Source organism: Streptomyces sp. NBC_00989 (assembly GCF_045162655.1).
Classification (GTDB): Bacteria; Actinomycetota; Actinomycetes; order Streptomycetales; family Streptomycetaceae; genus Streptomyces.
The window spans coordinates 1,679,847-1,695,824 of sequence record NZ_CP108728.1 but is presented as its reverse complement, the minus strand read 5'-3'; the positions used below and the strand labels follow the sequence as shown (position 1 = coordinate 1,695,824).

Here is a 15,978-nt window from a genome sequence, read left to right as displayed (position 1 = left end):
TCCGGGCAACCCTGCGCACGGCTCGGAGTGGTACGCATGAGGACAGCCCGGCCCTTCCCGGGCCGGGCTGTCCTTTCACGCTGTCCGTGTCGTGTCCGGCTTCACTCGGTGCGCAGGGCCGTGGCCGTACGGGCTCTGGCCGCCCACCCGGCCGGGATCATCGCGCCCAGCATGGCCAGCACGACGCCACCCAGCCCCAGCAGGAGCAGCTCGACCGGCCCGTACACGTCGAGGACCGGCGACGGCATTCCGGTGCCCACGGCGTGCCCCATCACCGGCAGGACGACGCCGTGCAGCAGGTACCCCGCCGGCACGCCCAGCAGCCCGCCGACCACACCGATCGCGGCTACCGAGGCGAGCACGAGGCTCACCGTCTGCCGCGGCGACATGCCGATCGCCTTGCAGACGCCCAGGTCGTGGACGCGTTCGCGGGTGTCCAGGACGACGGAGTTGAGCACGCCGAGACCGGCCACGGTGATCAGCATGATGGTGAGCAGCACCGCCATGGCGTCCATGATGAGGATGACGCCGCTCTGATCCGGCTCCACGGCGGTCGTGGCGTCGCCGCCCATCGGCTGCACCACCGCCGCGAGCTTCCGGGCGAACTCGTCGGCCGAGACACCGGACTTCACGTCGACGAGGAACGTCTCGGGCTGGGCCGACGGGAAGTTGGCCATGTCCGCGTGGACCTCCAGCTCATTGCCGGAGGTGTCGAAGGACTCACCCACGATCCGCAGATCGGCGCTCTCTTTCTCGAAGGTCATCCGCACCGTGTCGCCGACCTTGGTGCTGGTCCGCTCCAGGAAGCGCGTGGGCACGACGACCTGGCCCTTCCCGGTGATCCAGTGCCCCGAGAGCATCTCGTAGCTGCCGGAGCGCGAGTCGCCCTCGTAGAGGCTGGCCTGCACCGCGCCGGAGATCCCGGCCACGGCGACCTCCGTCTGGAGCTTGCCGTAGTACGACTTCAGCCCCGCCTCGGACTTGACGGCGGCCCGCACCTTCGCCGGGTCGGCCACCTTGGGCTTGGACGAGCCGGCCGCCGGGCTGGGGGTCACCGGGGACGGGCTCGCCGCCGCCGCACCCCCCGCGGGAGGCGGTGGCGGCGGGGGAGCGATGTTGTTCATCTTGACCGTCGTGACCGTGACCGCGGCACGGCTCTCGGGATCCTGCGACTTGCCGACCTCGTTGAGGGACGAGGTCAGTCCCACCGCGAAGGTCGCCGCGATCGTGCCGAACGCCACCGCGAGCAGCATCGCGAGGGCACGCACCGGATGCGTGAAGGGAGTGGCGAGCCCGTACGTCACCGGCCGGGGCAGCGGCAGCCGTCCCAAGGTCCGGTGCGCCCACTGCCCGCGGCCCGGGCGCGGCGCCCGGCCGACCGCGATGGCCTCGACCGTGTTCAGCCGTCCGGCGCGCCGTGCCGGGATCAGCGCCGCGAGGCCGACCACGAGCAGTGCGGCGGCGGGCACCGCGACATCCACCCACCAGGCCACCGACAGGGAGATGTTGCCGTACACCGACTCGGTGTCCGCCAGCAGCGGCACCGCGAGCAGGTTGCCCAGTACGACACCCAGGGTGATGCCGACCGTGGCCGGGATCAGTGCCTGCGCCACATACGCGCGGACGACCTCGCGAGGCGTGAAACCGATGGCCTTGAGGATGCCGATCCTGCGCAGACTCGTGCCGACCGCACCGCTGATCACACTGCTGATGATGATCACCGACATGACGATGCCGAGCACACCGAAGGCCATCACGAACGGGACGGTCGCCGCCGCGCCCTGATCCGCGGCCCGCTTGGTGTCCAGCCAGGACTGCGTGCCCAGCAGGGCCCCGGCGTTCACGGAGGAGCCGAGCTTCGCCCGGTCGGCGAGGATCTGCTGGTTGGTGCTCGCGGAGTCGAAGCGGTAGAGCATCTGGGTCGTGAGGGGGTTGCCCAGCGCCGCCAGCGCTTCGACCTGCTCCGAGGTCGCCCACGCGTCGGCGGACTTGCCGACCGATACGGCGAACCCGACGACCGACAGGGTCTGGGCGTTCGTGGTGTCCGACGTCTTGAGGGCGGAGCCGATGTCGACGGAGGGGCCTTGGAAGGACGCGTCGACCACGATCTCGCCGGGCTTCTGCGCCCACCGGCCGGACTTCAGCTCCACGCGGTCGACGGCGGCGTCCGCGCCGGACCGCCCGACCACGGTCAGCGTCGGCATCCGGAAGCCCGACCTGTCCACCGGGCGGAACGCGGTGGACGCGTAAGGCCCGGCGCTCGCCGTGACGCCGGCCAGCTTCTTGGTGCGCTCCAGCTGCGCCGCACTCGCCTTGGCCGGATCGAACTGCGCGATGATGTGCGGGCCCTGCTGCTTCTTGAAGGCGTCGTCGAAGGGAGCGGCCGCGGCGACCATCAGGGCCCCGGCCACCACGGCCGAGGCCACGGCCATCATCGTGGCCACGGCGATCACCAGGGTCTGCACCCGCCGCCGCCCGACCCCGGAGCGCACGACCCGGCCCAGCGCGCCGTTACCGAAGAGGCTCATCGGACGCCCTGCGCATACGTGTCGAGGGCGAGGTGACCGTCCACCAGGTGGATCGTGCGGCTCGCACACGCCTCCGCCAGTGCCAGGTCATGTGTCACCAGCACGATGGTCTGGCCACCGCGATGCAAATCGATCAGCAGCTTGCGGACCTCGGCGCCCGAGGCGGAGTCCAGCGCACCCGTGGGCTCGTCGGCCAGCAGCAGCTCGGGACGGTTGATCAACGCCCGTGCGACACCCACGCGTTGGCGCTCACCTCCGGACAGCCGGCCCGGATAGGCGCGTGCGTGCTTCTGGATGCCCAGCATCTCCATGAGCTCACCCGCGCGGGCCGCGGCCGCGCGCCGGCTCGTCCCGGTCAGCTGGGCCGGAAGCTGGATGTTGTCGGTGACCGTGAGGTCGTCGAGGAGATTGAAGAACTGGAAGGCGATGCCGATGTGCTCGCGACGGAACTTGGCGAGGGCGTGCTCGCTCAACCGGTCGATCCGCAGCCCCGCGACGACCACGGAGCCCTCGGTCGGCTTGTCCAGGCCGGCGATGAGGTTCAGTAGCGTGGACTTGCCGCTGCCGGAAGGGCCCGTCACGGCAAGGGCCTCACCCTTGGCGACGCTGAGCGTGAGCGGTCCGAGCGCCGGCGCACCGGCGGTGTCGTAGCGCTTCGCCACACCTTCCAGCTCGATCACTTGGTTCATGCGGGTTGTCCGTCCTTACGGTCGCGAGAGACACATGCCGTTGCCGACCCTGTGAACCTAGGGGTTGCCGCCCGCGCGGCGCGTCGGCCGCGGAACCAACATCGGCCCCTCCCAGCGGATGATTCGGTCAGGGAGTCCTACCTGAGGAGTAGGCCTCGAAGACAATGCACTGATCAGACAGGTGGACGCGGACCGGGCGACGAGCGCCCCACAATGGACGGATGGAGACGCAAGACCGGCGCCGCCGGCTTCACCAGCTCATCGACGCGCTGCGCCCCGAGGCGAAGTCCGCCCCGCAGTCGAAGCGGGCGGTGCGCGTGGACGTGGTGCTGGCGGTCGTGCTGACCGCCGTCGCTCTGTACGTGGTGATGCGGTACCCCGGTAACGGGCTGGAGGATGCGCCCCCTCCAAGAATCGACGTCGGAACCGGTGTGCCGGCGCCGCCCTTGCCCGGCCCCGATCAGGCGCCCGTGGAGGCAGACGTTCCGCCCGTCCCGTGGGCCATGGTCATCCTGTCGACACTGCCGATCGGACTGAGGCGCCTGTACCCGCTGGCCGCTTTCGTGACGGTGCTGGTCGCGGCGCTGGCCATCGGCGGCTCCGCCTCCTGGATCACCATCCTGGTCTGTGTCGTCGGCGCCTACAGCGCCGTCGTGTACAGCCGCTACCGGATACTGGCGATCGTCGTCCTGGTGATGGCCGCCGCGCTCTCCGGTTACGCGTTCCGCAACGCCCATCCCCTGCTCCCGGGCTGGTCCAGCCCGGGATTCGTGTTGCTGGTGGCTGGGATGCTGGCCAGTCTCGTCCGGTTCCTGCAACTGCGGCTGGCGTCCAGCCGGGACCGGGTCACCGAGCTGCAGCAGGCACAGGAGGAGGCCATGCGCCGGGCTGTCGCGGAGGAGCGTGCGCGCATTGCCGCCGAACTGCACGACGTCGTGACCCACAATGTCAGCGTGATGGTGATCCAGGCGGGCGCGGCCCGCAAAGTGATGGACGTGGTGCCCGAGCAGTCCAAGGAGGCGTTGTTGGCCGTCGAGGCGGGCGGCAGGGCCGCCATGGCCGAACTGCGGCACGTGATGGGCCTGTTGGCGGCTCCGGACTACGAGAGGCCCGACGGCCTGGAGCCGCAGCCGGGGCTGGCGCAGCTCGATGCGCTGGTCGCCCGGGTACGGGCCGCCGGAACGCCCGTGAGCGTCGGGGTGTCGCTGCCGTCGGAACCGCTGCCGTCGGGGGTGGACCTCGCGGCGTATCGGGTCGTACAGGAGGCACTGACCAACACGATCAAGCACGCACGCGGCGCGGAGGCGTCCGTCGCCATCGGATACACCGACCACTGCCTGGAGATCGAGGTCACGGACACAGGAGGCGCGAAGGACGCCTCGCCGGTGGAGAGCAACGGTCGCGGCCACATGGGGCTGCGGGAGCGGCTGGCCGTGTACGAGGGGGAACTGACGGCCGGTCCGACGCCGACCGGCGGCTACCGGGTTACCGCCCGCATCCCGTGGAGCGCGGCATGACAGAGGAGCGGCCGCCGCTGCGCGCCGTCATCGCCGACGACCAGGCCCTCGTACGGACCGGTTTCAAGATGATTCTGGCTGCGGACGGCATCGAGGTGGCGGCCGAGGCCGCTGACGGGGCCGAGGCTGTCGCAGCGGTGCGCCGCACGCGGCCCGACGTCGTCCTCATGGACATCCGGATGCCGGTGATGGACGGCATCGAGGCCACCCGGCGCATCCTCGGTGGTGACGGGTCGTCGGAGACCCGGGTCATCATCCTCACCACGTACGACCTCGACCAGTACGTCTATGCCGCGCTCACGGCCGGCGCCAGCGGCTTCCTGCTCAAGGACGTCACCCCCGAACACCTGGTGTCCGCCCTGCGGTTGGTGCAATCCGGCGACGCTCTCCTCGCACCCACGATCACTCGTCGGCTGATCGAGCGCTTCGCCCAGCACGACGAACCGCAGACCGTCACCCCGCACCGCGATCTCTCCGGCCTGACCCCTCGTGAACTTGAGGTGCTCCGCCTGCTCGCCACGGGCCTCAGCAACGCCGAACTCGCCTCGCGGCTGTTCTTGAGCCCGACCACTGTCAAGAGCCACGTCGGCCGCATCCTGTCGAAGCTGGACCTGCGCGACCGCGTCCAGGCCGTCGTCTTCGCCTACGAGACGGGTCTGATCGCCCCGGGCGGAGGCGCCCAAGGGCTTGCAGATCATTGACGCGTCGTCCTGATCTTGTTGTGGGGCTCGCCGGTTTGAAGGGTGCGGTGCATCGCGGTCCGGCTGCTGCCGAACAGTACGGCGAGAGGTTCAGCGGCCAGGGCGACCCGTAGATGGAGCTCGGTGGCCAGGATCTGTTCGGGGAAGGCGAGCCTGGGGGACGGCCGCGTCGGGCATCGCCGTCGGGGATCAACGTCCTTGTGACGTCGGCCAGTTGCTGCCGGGACATGCCGGGCAGGGCGGGATCGGACAGCAAGGCCTGGTCCCACCGCGGGGTCGGCTCCTGTGGAGCCCGGGCCACCGGAACGGCAGGGTGGGGCTGCGGGTGGAGGGCGTAGTTCCACTCGCCGTGGAATGCGTGCCGGGTCAGCGGCAGTGCGGCCATCTCGGCGTCACCGGTACGGACTCCGGTCGGGTACGTGTTGGTGCCCAGTGCTGCGCCCACGGGCAGTCCGGTGCGGGTGGTGGTCGCCGCGGCGTCGTAGATCCCGTAGGGGACGGCTTTGACCAGTTGCGGGTCGGCGAGTCGTGCACGTTCACCGGCACCGGCTCACCCGTCGGCCGCCACTGGCGACCGTTGTTCTTGAACTCGCCGACGAGTTCTCTCTTCTTGGTGTCCACGCTGATGACCGGCTGGCCGGCGTTGCGCTGCGCGCGGGCCTGCTCGTTGAGATAGCGGAACCGGGCATCTCTGTCCAGGTGCTGGCTGCCCTCGATGGTCTTGGCGTTGGCCTGCGGGCTGAAGCCTTCCTCCCGCGGCAGGCCGGCGACGGTGTCGGCGCTGACGCGGTGGCCGGCCCGGGTCAGCTCGTGCGCCAGCGTGCGGGTGGGCTTCACCGTCCACCGCAGCGGCGACATCGGGTCACCCCGTACGTCCGGTTCGACCAGCGCCAACAGCGCAGGCCGCAGGCCCGGATTCAGATCCACGACTCGTTTGCGGCCCCCGCCCGGACGACGCACCCGCTCCAACGGCTGCTCACCGGCCTCGAGTTCGAACGCGCCTTTGCGGACGGTCGTCTCACTGACCGCAGCCGCCTGTGCCACGGCTCGGACGCCGCCGCCGTGCCCGAGTCCCCGGGCCTTCCGCAGCCATTGACAGGTGTCGCCGGCGCTCGTCCGGATACGGGAGCAACACCGCGAACTTCGACGGGAAGCAACACCTTGATTCCCTGCAAGCCCTTAGCCGGCCGGTCCGGGGCGGAGTCCGGGAGGAAAGTGCCCCCCGTCGAACTGACGAGCCGTCTAACAAAACCACAGCTAATCACTCGTCATGGATGCTTGTAACTGTGCGTTCCTGACATCAAAGGGCTCGACAATGACCAGAGCGACGCGTGAGCATGGGCAGTGAGGCACGGGCAACGCCTCAAGAACGGGGTGAGATGAACGGAATTCTTTATTCCGCCTGTCGGTTGTGCCCGGACTCCGACCGAGACCGCGGCCAGGCGCGGTCCGGCAGTGCGGCCCGGTGGTGCTGAGCCGTCCGGGCGCTACGTGTGTCAGGTTCTGTGAGCTGTCAATCAACGGGGTGGACAGAATGGATCAGGTGCTCGGCGTCTCTCACGAATCCGTGGCTGCGGACTTAACCGGAGTGGCCACTGCCGGAGTCGCCACTCGCGACCCCGGCTCGTGTGCGACATCCGAATCCGCGCAGGCGAAACCATCGGCGGTGGAGGACGTCCCCATATCCTCGATCATGCCCGGCGTCTCTCTGCGGTCACGAGGGCCGGACGTGGAGCACGTGGAACGTCTGGCGGAAATGGAAGGGTCGCTTCCGCCAATTCTCGTCGACCGTCGCACCATGCGCGTAATCGACGGAATGCACCGCCTGATGGCCGCCTTCGTCAGGGGCCAGCGGGTCATCGGTGTGGAGTTTTTCGAAGGCAGCACCGAGGACGCGTTTCTGCGTGCCGTACAGGCGAACGTCAGACATGGCCTGCCGCTCTCGCAGGCCGACCGGCGGGCCGCAGCGGCGAAGATCGTGAAGTCGCACCCCCATCTGTCGGACCGGGCGGTCGCGCGCGCCTCCGGTCTCGGAGCCAAGACCGTTGCCGCCATCCGCCGACAGTCCGACGACGTGCTGCAACTGCACGCCAGAGTGGGCAGGGACGGCAAGGTCCGCCCGCTCAGCAGTGATGAGGGGCGCAAGCGGGCGGCGGAGCTGATCGTCGAGCGCCCGGACGCCTCACTCCGTGAGATCGCTCGTCTGGCGGGACTCTCCCCGGCGACCGTGAGCGATGTCAAAAGACGGCTGCAGGCCGGAGAGGCGCCGGTGGTCGGACACGGACAGGCGGCGCACCAGGACAAGGTGGCCCAGCCCGCCGGAGTGGTGCGCTCATTGCGTACCGGCCGCACGGACGACACGCGCGACAGCGATCCCCACGACCTGCTGGAGAAGCTGTTGCGCGACCCGTCCCTGCGCCACAAGGAGGAGGGACGTAACCTGCTGCGCCTGTTGCACCAGAACGCCGTCGGTATGCAGCAGTGGTTCGAGCTCTCTGCGGCGGTCCCGCCGCACTGCGGTGCCCTGGTGATGAAACTGGCCCGCCAGTACGCGGAGACCTGGCTGCAGTTCGCCCAGAACCTCGATGAACAGATGCAGTTGTCGAGTCGGCGGACCGCGGGCGAGTAAGCGGACCGTGGGCGAGCAAGGGGACTACGAGTAGATCCCCCGGACCCCAGATGTGCGCCGGTAAGGGCGCCTGACCTGCCTCGGCAATGGTCGGGCGCCCTTTCTGTCCATGAGCTCGCGACGTGTGAACGGGAACGCCTCCCATGCGGCGCAAGGAGTGGGCAGTCGTGCGTCGCCGGAGCACGCCAAGGCCCTTTGAACACCGGGCCGCAGCTGACCGACCACGCGTAAGGATGTAGCCTCCGGAGACCGCCCTTGACCTGCAGAGACAGGCAGGGAGCAGACAAACAGGGAGTTTCTTCGTGTTTCGTACAGTATTCAAATCGAAGATCCACCGTGCCACCGTCACCCAGGCCGACCTGCACTACGTCGGCTCCGTCACCATCGACGCCGACCTGCTGGACGCCGCGGATCTGCTGCCCGGCGAGCTGGTCCACATCGTCGACATCACCAACGGCGCCCGCCTGGAGACGTACGTCATCGAGGGCGAGCGGGGCTCCGGCGTCATCGGGATCAACGGGGCGGCAGCGCACCTCGTACATCCCGGAGACCTGGTGATCATCATCAGTTACGCTCAGGTGTCCGACGCCGAGGCGCGGGCGCTTCGGCCCCGGGTCGTGCATGTGGACTCCGCCAACCGGATCGTGGGCCTGGGCGCCGATCCGTCCGAGCCGGTGCCGGGTTCGGAGCAGACGCGCAGCCCGCAGGCCGTCACGGCCTGACCAGCCCACCAGGAGGAAGCCCATGAGCGAGATCGAGATCCGCGACGACCGGGCGGCGGGCCGTCTGGAGGCGGTCGGTGGCGGTGAAGTCGTGGGCCACATCGAGTACTTCGTCCTTGAGGCCCCCGCGCGCGCCCTCGTCCCGGTCCACACGATCGTGGAACCGGCCCACGAGGGAAAGGGCATCGCGGGTTCACTGGCCCGCGAGCTGTACGGCATCGCGGCCCGCGAGGGGATCGTCGTCGCCCCGCTGTGCCCGTACGTCGTCAAGTGGGCGGAACGGCATCCCGACGAGGCACCGGCCGCGGACCCGGCGTTGCTGCGGGCGGCGATGGAGTGGCTCAGGGCGCATCCGGGCCGCTTCTAGAACCGGCGTCCCGCCCTGTGCGGGCACCGAAGAAAGGCCCCGCCCGCGTGCTCGCCCTCCTGCACACCTCTCCCGCCCACATCCCGGTCTTCGACGCCCTGCGCGACGAGGACCATCAAGGCCTGGAACTACGGCACTTCGTCGACGAGGAGCTGTTGGTGCGGGCCCGACGCGAGGGGCCGGAAGCGGTGGCAGGGGCGGTACGGGACGTGCTGGACGCGGCCGTCGCCGAAGGGGCTCGGGCGGTGCTGTGCACGTGCTCGACCATCGGCGGGGTCGCGGAGACGGCCGGCGCGCGGGTCGGCGTACCGGTGCTGCGCACCGACCGCCCGATGGCAGCCGCCGCCGTGGCCGCCGGTCCCCACGTCGTCGTGGCCGCGACGCTGGAGAGCACGCTGGGTCCGACCGTGGCGCTGGTCGAGGAGGAGGGGAGGCGTTTCGGCCACCCTGCGGGACTTCCCGAAGTCCGCACACTGCTCGTCGAAGGCGCCTGGGCCCGCTTCGAGGCCGGCGACACCGAGGGCTGCGCCCGGCTGGTGGCGGCCGCCGTGGACGCGGTCACCGGCACCGACGCGATCGTCCTCGCACAGGGTTCCATGGCACCGGCCCAGCACTTGACGACCACGACGATCCCGGTCCTGTCGAGCCCGCGCGGGTGACGAGTGGCGCGGGGCGGTGCAGGTCCGGTGGCCTCCGTCCGCCCGTGGTGGTGTCGGGCTCTGCCCCGGGCGGCCGCTGGGACAGACGCTGCGCGGGTTGGCTGAGACCGGCCGGGGGAGTGGTGGCGCGCGTGACGAGTGGCGTGGGCGATGCAGGTCCCGTGGCACCCTCCCGCTCTCGGTCCTGTCGAGTCCGCGCCCGCGCCCGGGGCTGGCTGCCGGTGCCCGGGCCGCGCGGGTCGGCTGAGACCGGCTGGGGGAGTGGCGGCGCGGGGCGGTGCAGGTCCGGTGGCCTCCGTCCGCCCCCGGTGTTGTCGAGCTCCGTCCCGCTCCGCTGCCGGGGCAGGCGTCGCGCGGGTCGGCTGAGCCCAGCCGGGTGAGTGGCGGCGCGGGTGGCGGGTACGCGGGGGAGTAGTCCAGAGCCGACGTAGCCACTGGCTGGAGGACACGATGAGCCATCCGTACCCCGACCCCGTACACCCGGGCCCGACGCCGGGTCCCGTCCCGACTCCGTTCCCGGACCCGGAGCCCCCGGTACCGCTCCCCACACCGCCGCCGGACCCCCGCCCCACCCCGGAGCCGTCTCCGTCCCCGATCCCACCGGGCCCGGAACCGGTACCGACTCCTGAACCGGGACCGCCGCTCACCTGAAAGCTCACCTGGGACGGGCCCCGGCACCTGCCCGGCCGTCCTGGCACGATGACCCCATGGAACGTGTGCTTGGAATCGGCGGATACTTCCTGCGGGCCACCGACCCGGAGGCGATCGGCGCGTGGTATCGGGACTGCCTCGGCCTCGATGCCGACGAGCACGGTCTGTGGGGCCAGGAGGCCGGGCCGACGGTGTTCGCGGCCTTCGAGGCCGGGACCGACTATTTCGGGTCCCGCACCCAGCAGACCATGCTCAACTTCCGGGTCCGCGACCTCGACGCGATGCTCGCGCAGCTGCGCGCCAAGGGCGCGGACGTGGACGGCGAGACTCAGGACATGGAGGGCGTCGGCCGCTTCGGCTGGGTCACCGACCCCGAGGGCAATCGCATCGAACTGTGGCAGCCCGCCTGACCGTCTCATCGGCAGGCGGGCTCGGCACGGTCGGCCAGGTCAGCTCGCGACCTCCGAGCGGTCACCGCCCCAGAGGGTGTGGAACGAGCCGTCCCGGTCCACCCGGCGATACGTGTGCGCCCCGAAGAAGTCCCGCTGTCCCTGCGTGAGCGCCGCGGGCAGGCGCTCGGCGCGCAGCGCGTCGTAGTACGCGAGGGCCGCCGAGAAGCCGGGCGTCGGGACGCCCTGGCGGGTCGCGGCGACGACGACCTCGCGCCAGTCGTCCTGCGCCGCCGCGATCTCCTGCGCGAACGTCTCGTCGGACAGCAGGCTCGGCAGGTCCGCGCGGGCGTCGTACGCGGCGCGGATGCGGTCGAGGAAGGCCGCGCGGATGATGCAACCGCCGCGCCAGATCGAGGAGACGGCGCCGAGGTCGACGTTCCAGTCGTACTCCTCGCTGCCCGCCGCGATCTCGTGGAAGCCCTGCGTGTACGACACGATCTTCGACGCGTACAGCGCCTGCTCGACCCGGTCCGCGAAGGCTCCCGCCTCCGACTCGCTCAGGGGCGAGGCGGTGGGACCGGCCAGACCCCGCGAGGCCTCGCGCAGCGCCGCGTGGCCGGAGAGGGAGCGGGCGAACACCGCCTCGGCGATGCCCGAGACCGGGACGCCGAGGTCGAGGGCGATCTGGACCGTCCAGCGGCCGGTGCCCTTCTGTTCCGCCTGGTCGACGACCACGTCCACGAACGGCTTGCCGGTGGCCGCGTCCACGTGGGACAGCACCTCGGCGGTGATCTCGATCAGGTAGGAGTCCAGCCGGCCCGTGTTCCAGGTGCGGAAGATGTCCGCGATCTGCGCGGGGGAGTACCCGGCGACATCGCGCAGCAGCTGGTACGCCTCGCCGATCAGCTGCATGTCGGCGTACTCGATGCCGTTGTGCACCATCTTCACGAAGTGCCCGGCGCCGTCGGGACCCACGTGGGTCACACAGGGCGCCCCGTCCTCGGCCTTCGCAGAGATCTTCTCCAGCATCGGACCGAGCGAGTCGTACGACTCCTTCGGGCCACCCGGCATGATGCTCGGCCCGTGCAGCGCGCCCTCCTCGCCGCCGGAGACGCCCATGCCGACGAAGTGGATGCCCTGTTCGCGCAGGTCGCGCTCCCGGCGCCGGGTGTCCGCGAAGTGCGCGTTGCCGCCGTCGATGATCATGTCGCCGGGTTCGAGGAGCGGGGCGAACTCCTGGATCACCGCGTCCGTCGGCTCACCGGCCTTCACCATGACGACCAGGCGGCGCGGCCGCTCCAGCGCCGCCACGAAGTCCTTGGCGGTCTCCGCCGCGATGAAGTCGCCCTCGCTCCCGAACTCCGCCACCAGGTCACGCGTGCGGGACGCGGTCCTGTTGTGCACGGCGACCGTATAGCCGTTGCGCGCGAAGTTGCGGGCGAGGTTGCGGCCCATGACCGCGAGACCCGTGACGCCGATCTGCGCTGAAGTGCTCATTCGGTTGGCTCCTAAAGATCAGGAAGGTCCTGACATCGGTGGTACCGGTCGTGCTCGTCAGTATTGCCCCACTGACCATCCTGGCCCGCCGGTACCCCGACCGCACGTGCTGGCCGTGCGGAGTTGTCCGTCTTCTGCCGGTGTTCCACCAGCGCTCCTTCCGCGGATACGCAACGCCAACCCCTCTGGCCCCACCTGTTTCCCAACGGGCAGGGAATACCGGTCACTTGAGCCCCAGGGAGGCCGGTACCCGTCTTGTCATGGCCTGTTCGGGGCGCTTATTTTTGGCCCTCCTGACGCACGTCGAGGGAGATCTCCCATGGCCGTACGCGGTCGGCACCGCCGGTATCAGCCGAGCAGGATCAACCGGGCCTCGCTGCTCACGGTCACGGCGGGCGGTGCGGGCATCGCGATCCCGCTCGCGGCCGTCGGCGCGGGCACCGCCCAGGCGGCCGATGTGAGCACCTGGAACAAGGTCGCCGCCTGTGAGTCCAGCGGCGACTGGAGCATCAACACCGGCAACGGGTACTACGGCGGGCTGCAGTTCACCCAGTCCACCTGGGAGGCCTACGGCGGCACGGCGTACGCGCACCGCGCCGATCTCGCCACCCGGGACCAGCAGATCGCCGTAGCGGAGAAGGTGCTCAAGGGTCAGGGGCCCGGTGCCTGGCCGGTGTGCTCGGTGCGCGCCGGGCTCACCCGGGGCGGCGGCACCCCCGACATCCACGTCGGCGGCACCGGGACCGAGTCCGCCAAGGCCAAGACCAAGACCGAGGCGTCCAAGAAGCAGACCACCGTCAAGCGGTCCGTGAAGGACGTCCAGCCGCAGACCACACCGCAGTCCCGCGCGGGCACCGCCGAGATGTACACGGTCGTGCGCGGCGACACCCTCTCCGGGATCGCCGACACCGAGCGCGTCGACGGCGGCTGGCACGGGCTCTACGCCGCGAACCGCACGACCGTAGGGGACGACCCCGACCTGATCCTGCCGGGCCAGCGCCTCAGCCTGCACGGCAAGGCGGCCCCTACGGCCCACACGAAGACGAAACCGGCCACCAAGTCGTCGACCACCAAGTCCCCGAAGAAGAAGGCCTCTTCGGACACCGCCGAGAAGGTCACCCACAAGAAGACGACGAGTCGCTCCCTCGTCGCCCCCGTGAGCGCCCCCATCGGCACCGCCTACCACGCGACGGGCTCCTCCTGGTCGAAGGGCTACCACACCGGCGTCGACTTCCTCGTCCCCACCGGCACTTCTGTGAAGGCCATCGAGACGGGGACGGTCGTCAGCGCCGGGTGGGCGGGGTCGTACGGCTACCAGGTCGTCATCCGGCACGCCGACGGGCGGTACTCGCAGTACGCGCACCTGTCCGCGATCTCCGTGCGGGACGGTCAGTCGGTCGGCGAGGGGCAGCGCATCGGGCGGTCGGGCTCCACCGGGAACACCACGGGCCCGCATCTGCACTTCGAGGTGCGGACGGGGCCCGGATTCGGTACCGACATCGACCCGCTCGCCTATCTGCGGGCCGGCGGCGTCAGGATTTGACTCGGGTACGGCGCCGGTCGTGGACCGGCATCATCACGTACAGCCCGGCGTGGAACGGACCGAAGTAGCCGGCTGGTTCAGTGGAGCCGGCCGGCTCCAGGGTCTCGTAACTCTCGCCGGCCGGTACCGCCGCCGGCGCCGGGACGAGGATGTCCCCGGCCCGCACGGCGAGCTCGGCGTCGACGTTCGCGCTCACGTCGACGGGCTGTCCAGGGAGGGCGTCCAGCAACTCCTCGACGGGCGAGGGGGCCACGGGAGCCTTGACGGAGTCGGCCGGTGCGGTCTTCTCCAGGCGCTCCGTGGTCAGCAGGATCAGGCCGCCCGTGGCGACCACTCCGGCGGACAGGGCGAGCAGGGTGCCCGTCGTGCCGTAGCGGAAGGTCTCACCGAACATCGTGATGCCGACCGCGGCCGCCACCACCGGGTTCACGACCGTCAGGACCGCCAGCGGAGCCGCCAGGCCCGCGCCCCGGTAGGACGCCTGCGAGAGCATCAGACCGGCCACCGCGAACACCGCGATCACGCCGAGGAACGGGATGTCGGTCGCCGAGACCGCGCCGTTGTCCCAGTCGACCGTCACCGTCTTGGTGAAGACCGAGGACATGCCGAACGCTATGCCGGACGCGGTCGCCAGCAGCACGCTGCGCACCGCCGGGTGCCGGTGTGCGGCGCGGCCCGCGATCATCAGGGTCACGACCACCGCACCGGTGAACACGGCCACGGACACCCGCTGGGCGGTGCTCAGCGACTGACCGTCGGACGTACCCACCAGGGACAGCAGACCCGCGAGACCGATCGTCGCCATGATGGCGCCGCGCCAGGCGGTGGAGCCGGCCTTGCGGCCGACGAACAGGGCCGCCATCGGCAGCGCGAACACGATCGTCAGGGCGCCGAGGGGCTGCACCAGGCTCAGCGGGCCGTAGGCCAGCGCCACCACGTGCAGGAGACCGCCCGTGCCGTTCAACGCGACCGCCGCCCACCAGCTCGGTCGGCGCAGCGGCGCGTACTCCTGGTCGGGGGACGACACCGCGACGCGCTCCTGCACGATCGCCCCGCCGGCGTAGGCCACGGCGGAGACGAGCGACAGCACGATGGACAACGCGAGGGCGCTCATCGGCAGCTCCTCTGCGTCAGGCGGGCGCCTCTGGCACCACGCGGCGAACGGTCGGCTTTCATACAGAACACGATGCCGCTTGATGTTCTTCCCGTCGTCGTACCTGAGCACCTATTGGCTAGTACTACCGATGGAGTACGAAAGGACCTCTGTCCTCCCCAAGGTGGGTGACACCGGACGACACCCCCTGGGTGAAACCCCTAAGAGCCTTGGTACTACTGCTCTTCGTGGACCTCGACCCCGAACTTGCCGCGCTCCGCCCCCTCGGCGGCTTCTTCGTACTACGCACGGGCGGAGCCCCGCACGGCCCGCTGCCGACGCTCGCCCGGACCTACGAAAACCCGGCGTCGGATGTTTACGGAAATTCCCTGACTTTTCGTGTACGCCTCGTCGCGGAGCGTCTCCAGGCCCCTGAGCTGCGCATCGCCGCCTCGATCGCCCAGCAGGCGCTCGCGGCCCGGCTGTGGTCCGTGGCGCTCGGCTGCGCCACCCTCTACGGGCGGATCCCCGACCTCGACCCGCGCCTGCTGCACTGGGACGCCGACGCCGGCGCGCCGGACGACCTGTGGCTGGCCGAGGTGCGCCCGCTGCCGGCCGACGCCCTCGCCGAGACCGTGCTCCACGGCCACCTGGAACCACTGAACGCGGCCCTGGCCGCCCGCCACCGCACGGCCACCGGCCTCCTGTGGGGCAACGCGGCCTCCGCGCTCGCGGGCGCGGCCCGGGAACTGGACCGCTGGGCACGCACGCGTGGCCGTACGGAAGCGGCCGCACGCGCGCGTGCGCTCACCGCGGAACTCTTCGCCCACCCGCTCCTCGCCGGCACCGGAACGTTCACCGGCACCGCCTTCCGGCGCCGCAGCTGCTGCCTCTACTATCGGGTCCCTGGTGGCGGGGTGTGCGGGGACTGCTGCTTCACACAGCCGCCGGGCTCTTCCCGAAACGCCGCTTCTGGGTGACCATGAGGGC

At 70.5% G+C, this 15,978-nt stretch carries 13 protein-coding genes and 1 pseudogene; 9 read left to right on the top strand and 5 right to left on the bottom strand.

Annotated elements, in window-relative coordinates:
* Positions 1-101: 101 nt before the first annotated feature.
* Complete coding sequence (locus OG714_RS07655) at positions 102-2,528, bottom strand: ABC transporter permease (protein WP_406119492.1); 2,427 nt, start codon at positions 2,526-2,528, stop codon at positions 102-104.
* Positions 2,525-3,217 (bottom strand): ABC transporter ATP-binding protein, encoded by a 693-nt coding sequence (locus OG714_RS07650; RefSeq protein WP_406119490.1) that lies wholly within the window; start codon positions 3,215-3,217, stop codon positions 2,525-2,527. The genes OG714_RS07655 and OG714_RS07650 overlap by 4 nt, the downstream gene beginning before the upstream one ends.
* 221 nt (positions 3,218-3,438) lie before the next feature.
* On the opposite strand from OG714_RS07650, the gene OG714_RS07645 reads away from it, so the two are divergent.
* Both OG714_RS07645 and OG714_RS07640 read left to right on the top strand, forming a co-directional pair.
* Complete coding sequence (locus tag OG714_RS07645; RefSeq protein WP_406119488.1) at positions 3,439-4,734, top strand: sensor histidine kinase; 1,296 nt, start codon at positions 3,439-3,441, stop codon at positions 4,732-4,734.
* Positions 4,731-5,435: a response regulator gene (locus OG714_RS07640; RefSeq protein ID WP_406119487.1), complete on the top strand. Its 705-nt coding sequence runs from the start codon at positions 4,731-4,733 to the stop codon at positions 5,433-5,435. The genes OG714_RS07645 and OG714_RS07640 overlap by 4 nt, the downstream gene beginning before the upstream one ends.
* A gap of 38 nt (positions 5,436-5,473) precedes the next feature.
* On the opposite strand, the pseudogene OG714_RS07635 reads toward OG714_RS07640, so the two are convergent.
* Positions 5,474-6,570, bottom strand: a pseudogene (locus OG714_RS07635) (ISAzo13 family transposase); the annotation flags it as partial.
* Between the two features lie 594 nt (positions 6,571-7,164).
* Here OG714_RS07635 and OG714_RS07630 point away from each other — a divergent pair.
* The 5 genes from OG714_RS07630 (at position 7,165) to OG714_RS07610 (ending at position 10,873) form a co-directional block, all read left to right on the top strand.
* Positions 7,165-8,064: a transcriptional regulator gene (locus tag OG714_RS07630; protein ID WP_393755997.1), complete on the top strand. Its 900-nt coding sequence runs from the start codon at positions 7,165-7,167 to the stop codon at positions 8,062-8,064.
* 302 nt (positions 8,065-8,366) lie between these two features.
* Positions 8,367-8,786, top strand: a complete 420-nt coding sequence (gene panD, locus OG714_RS07625) for an aspartate 1-decarboxylase (protein WP_406119486.1) — start codon at positions 8,367-8,369, stop codon at positions 8,784-8,786.
* Positions 8,787-8,808: 22 nt separating this feature from the next.
* Positions 8,809-9,153, top strand: a complete 345-nt coding sequence (locus OG714_RS07620) for a GNAT family N-acetyltransferase (RefSeq protein WP_393756001.1) — start codon at positions 8,809-8,811, stop codon at positions 9,151-9,153.
* Between the two features lie 47 nt (positions 9,154-9,200).
* On the top strand, positions 9,201-9,812 hold the full coding sequence (locus OG714_RS07615) for an aspartate/glutamate racemase family protein (protein ID WP_406119484.1): 612 nt from the start codon (positions 9,201-9,203) through the stop codon (positions 9,810-9,812).
* 707 nt (positions 9,813-10,519) lie between these two features.
* Positions 10,520-10,873: a VOC family protein gene (locus OG714_RS07610; RefSeq protein ID WP_406119483.1), complete on the top strand. Its 354-nt coding sequence runs from the start codon at positions 10,520-10,522 to the stop codon at positions 10,871-10,873.
* A 39-nt stretch (positions 10,874-10,912) separates the two neighbouring features.
* On the opposite strand, the gene gndA is transcribed toward OG714_RS07610, so the two are convergent.
* Positions 10,913-12,352, bottom strand: coding sequence for an NADP-dependent phosphogluconate dehydrogenase (gndA, locus tag OG714_RS07605; protein WP_406119482.1), 1,440 nt, complete (start codon positions 12,350-12,352; stop codon positions 10,913-10,915).
* Positions 12,353-12,671: 319 nt separating this feature from the next.
* Between gndA and OG714_RS07600 the strand changes: the two genes are divergently transcribed.
* On the top strand, positions 12,672-13,895 hold the full coding sequence (locus tag OG714_RS07600) for a transglycosylase family protein (protein WP_406119480.1): 1,224 nt from the start codon (positions 12,672-12,674) through the stop codon (positions 13,893-13,895).
* Here OG714_RS07600 and OG714_RS07595 read toward each other — a convergent pair.
* A complete protein-coding gene (locus OG714_RS07595) occupies positions 13,885-15,009 on the bottom strand; it encodes a DMT family transporter (RefSeq protein WP_406119478.1) in 1,125 nt (374 codons plus the stop codon). The two genes, OG714_RS07600 and OG714_RS07595, sit on opposite strands and share 11 nt — an antisense overlap.
* 209 nt (positions 15,010-15,218) lie before the next feature.
* On the opposite strand from OG714_RS07595, the gene OG714_RS07590 reads away from it, so the two are divergent.
* Positions 15,219-15,968: a (2Fe-2S)-binding protein gene (locus OG714_RS07590; protein ID WP_406119476.1), complete on the top strand. Its 750-nt coding sequence runs from the start codon at positions 15,219-15,221 to the stop codon at positions 15,966-15,968.
* Positions 15,969-15,978: the final 10 nt, after the last annotated feature.

Bases quoted from the DNA above. Each gene is read 5' to 3' on its own strand.
- OG714_RS07620 (WP_393756001.1), top strand. From the start codon at position 8,809: ATGAGCGAGATCGAGATCCGCGACGACCGGGCGGCGGGCCGTCTGGAG.
- gndA (WP_406119482.1), bottom strand. From the start codon at position 12,352: ATGAGCACTTCAGCGCAGATCGGCGTCACGGGTCTCGCGGTCATGGGC.
- OG714_RS07610 (WP_406119483.1), top strand. From the start codon at position 10,520: ATGGAACGTGTGCTTGGAATCGGCGGATACTTCCTGCGGGCCACCGAC.
- OG714_RS07600 (WP_406119480.1), top strand. From the start codon at position 12,672: ATGGCCGTACGCGGTCGGCACCGCCGGTATCAGCCGAGCAGGATCAAC.
- OG714_RS07655 (WP_406119492.1), bottom strand. From the start codon at position 2,528: ATGAGCCTCTTCGGTAACGGCGCGCTGGGCCGGGTCGTGCGCTCCGGG.
- OG714_RS07640 (WP_406119487.1), top strand. From the start codon at position 4,731: ATGACAGAGGAGCGGCCGCCGCTGCGCGCCGTCATCGCCGACGACCAG.
- OG714_RS07595 (WP_406119478.1), bottom strand. From the start codon at position 15,009: ATGAGCGCCCTCGCGTTGTCCATCGTGCTGTCGCTCGTCTCCGCCGTG.
- OG714_RS07645 (WP_406119488.1), top strand. From the start codon at position 3,439: ATGGAGACGCAAGACCGGCGCCGCCGGCTTCACCAGCTCATCGACGCG.
- OG714_RS07650 (WP_406119490.1), bottom strand. From the start codon at position 3,217: ATGAACCAAGTGATCGAGCTGGAAGGTGTGGCGAAGCGCTACGACACC.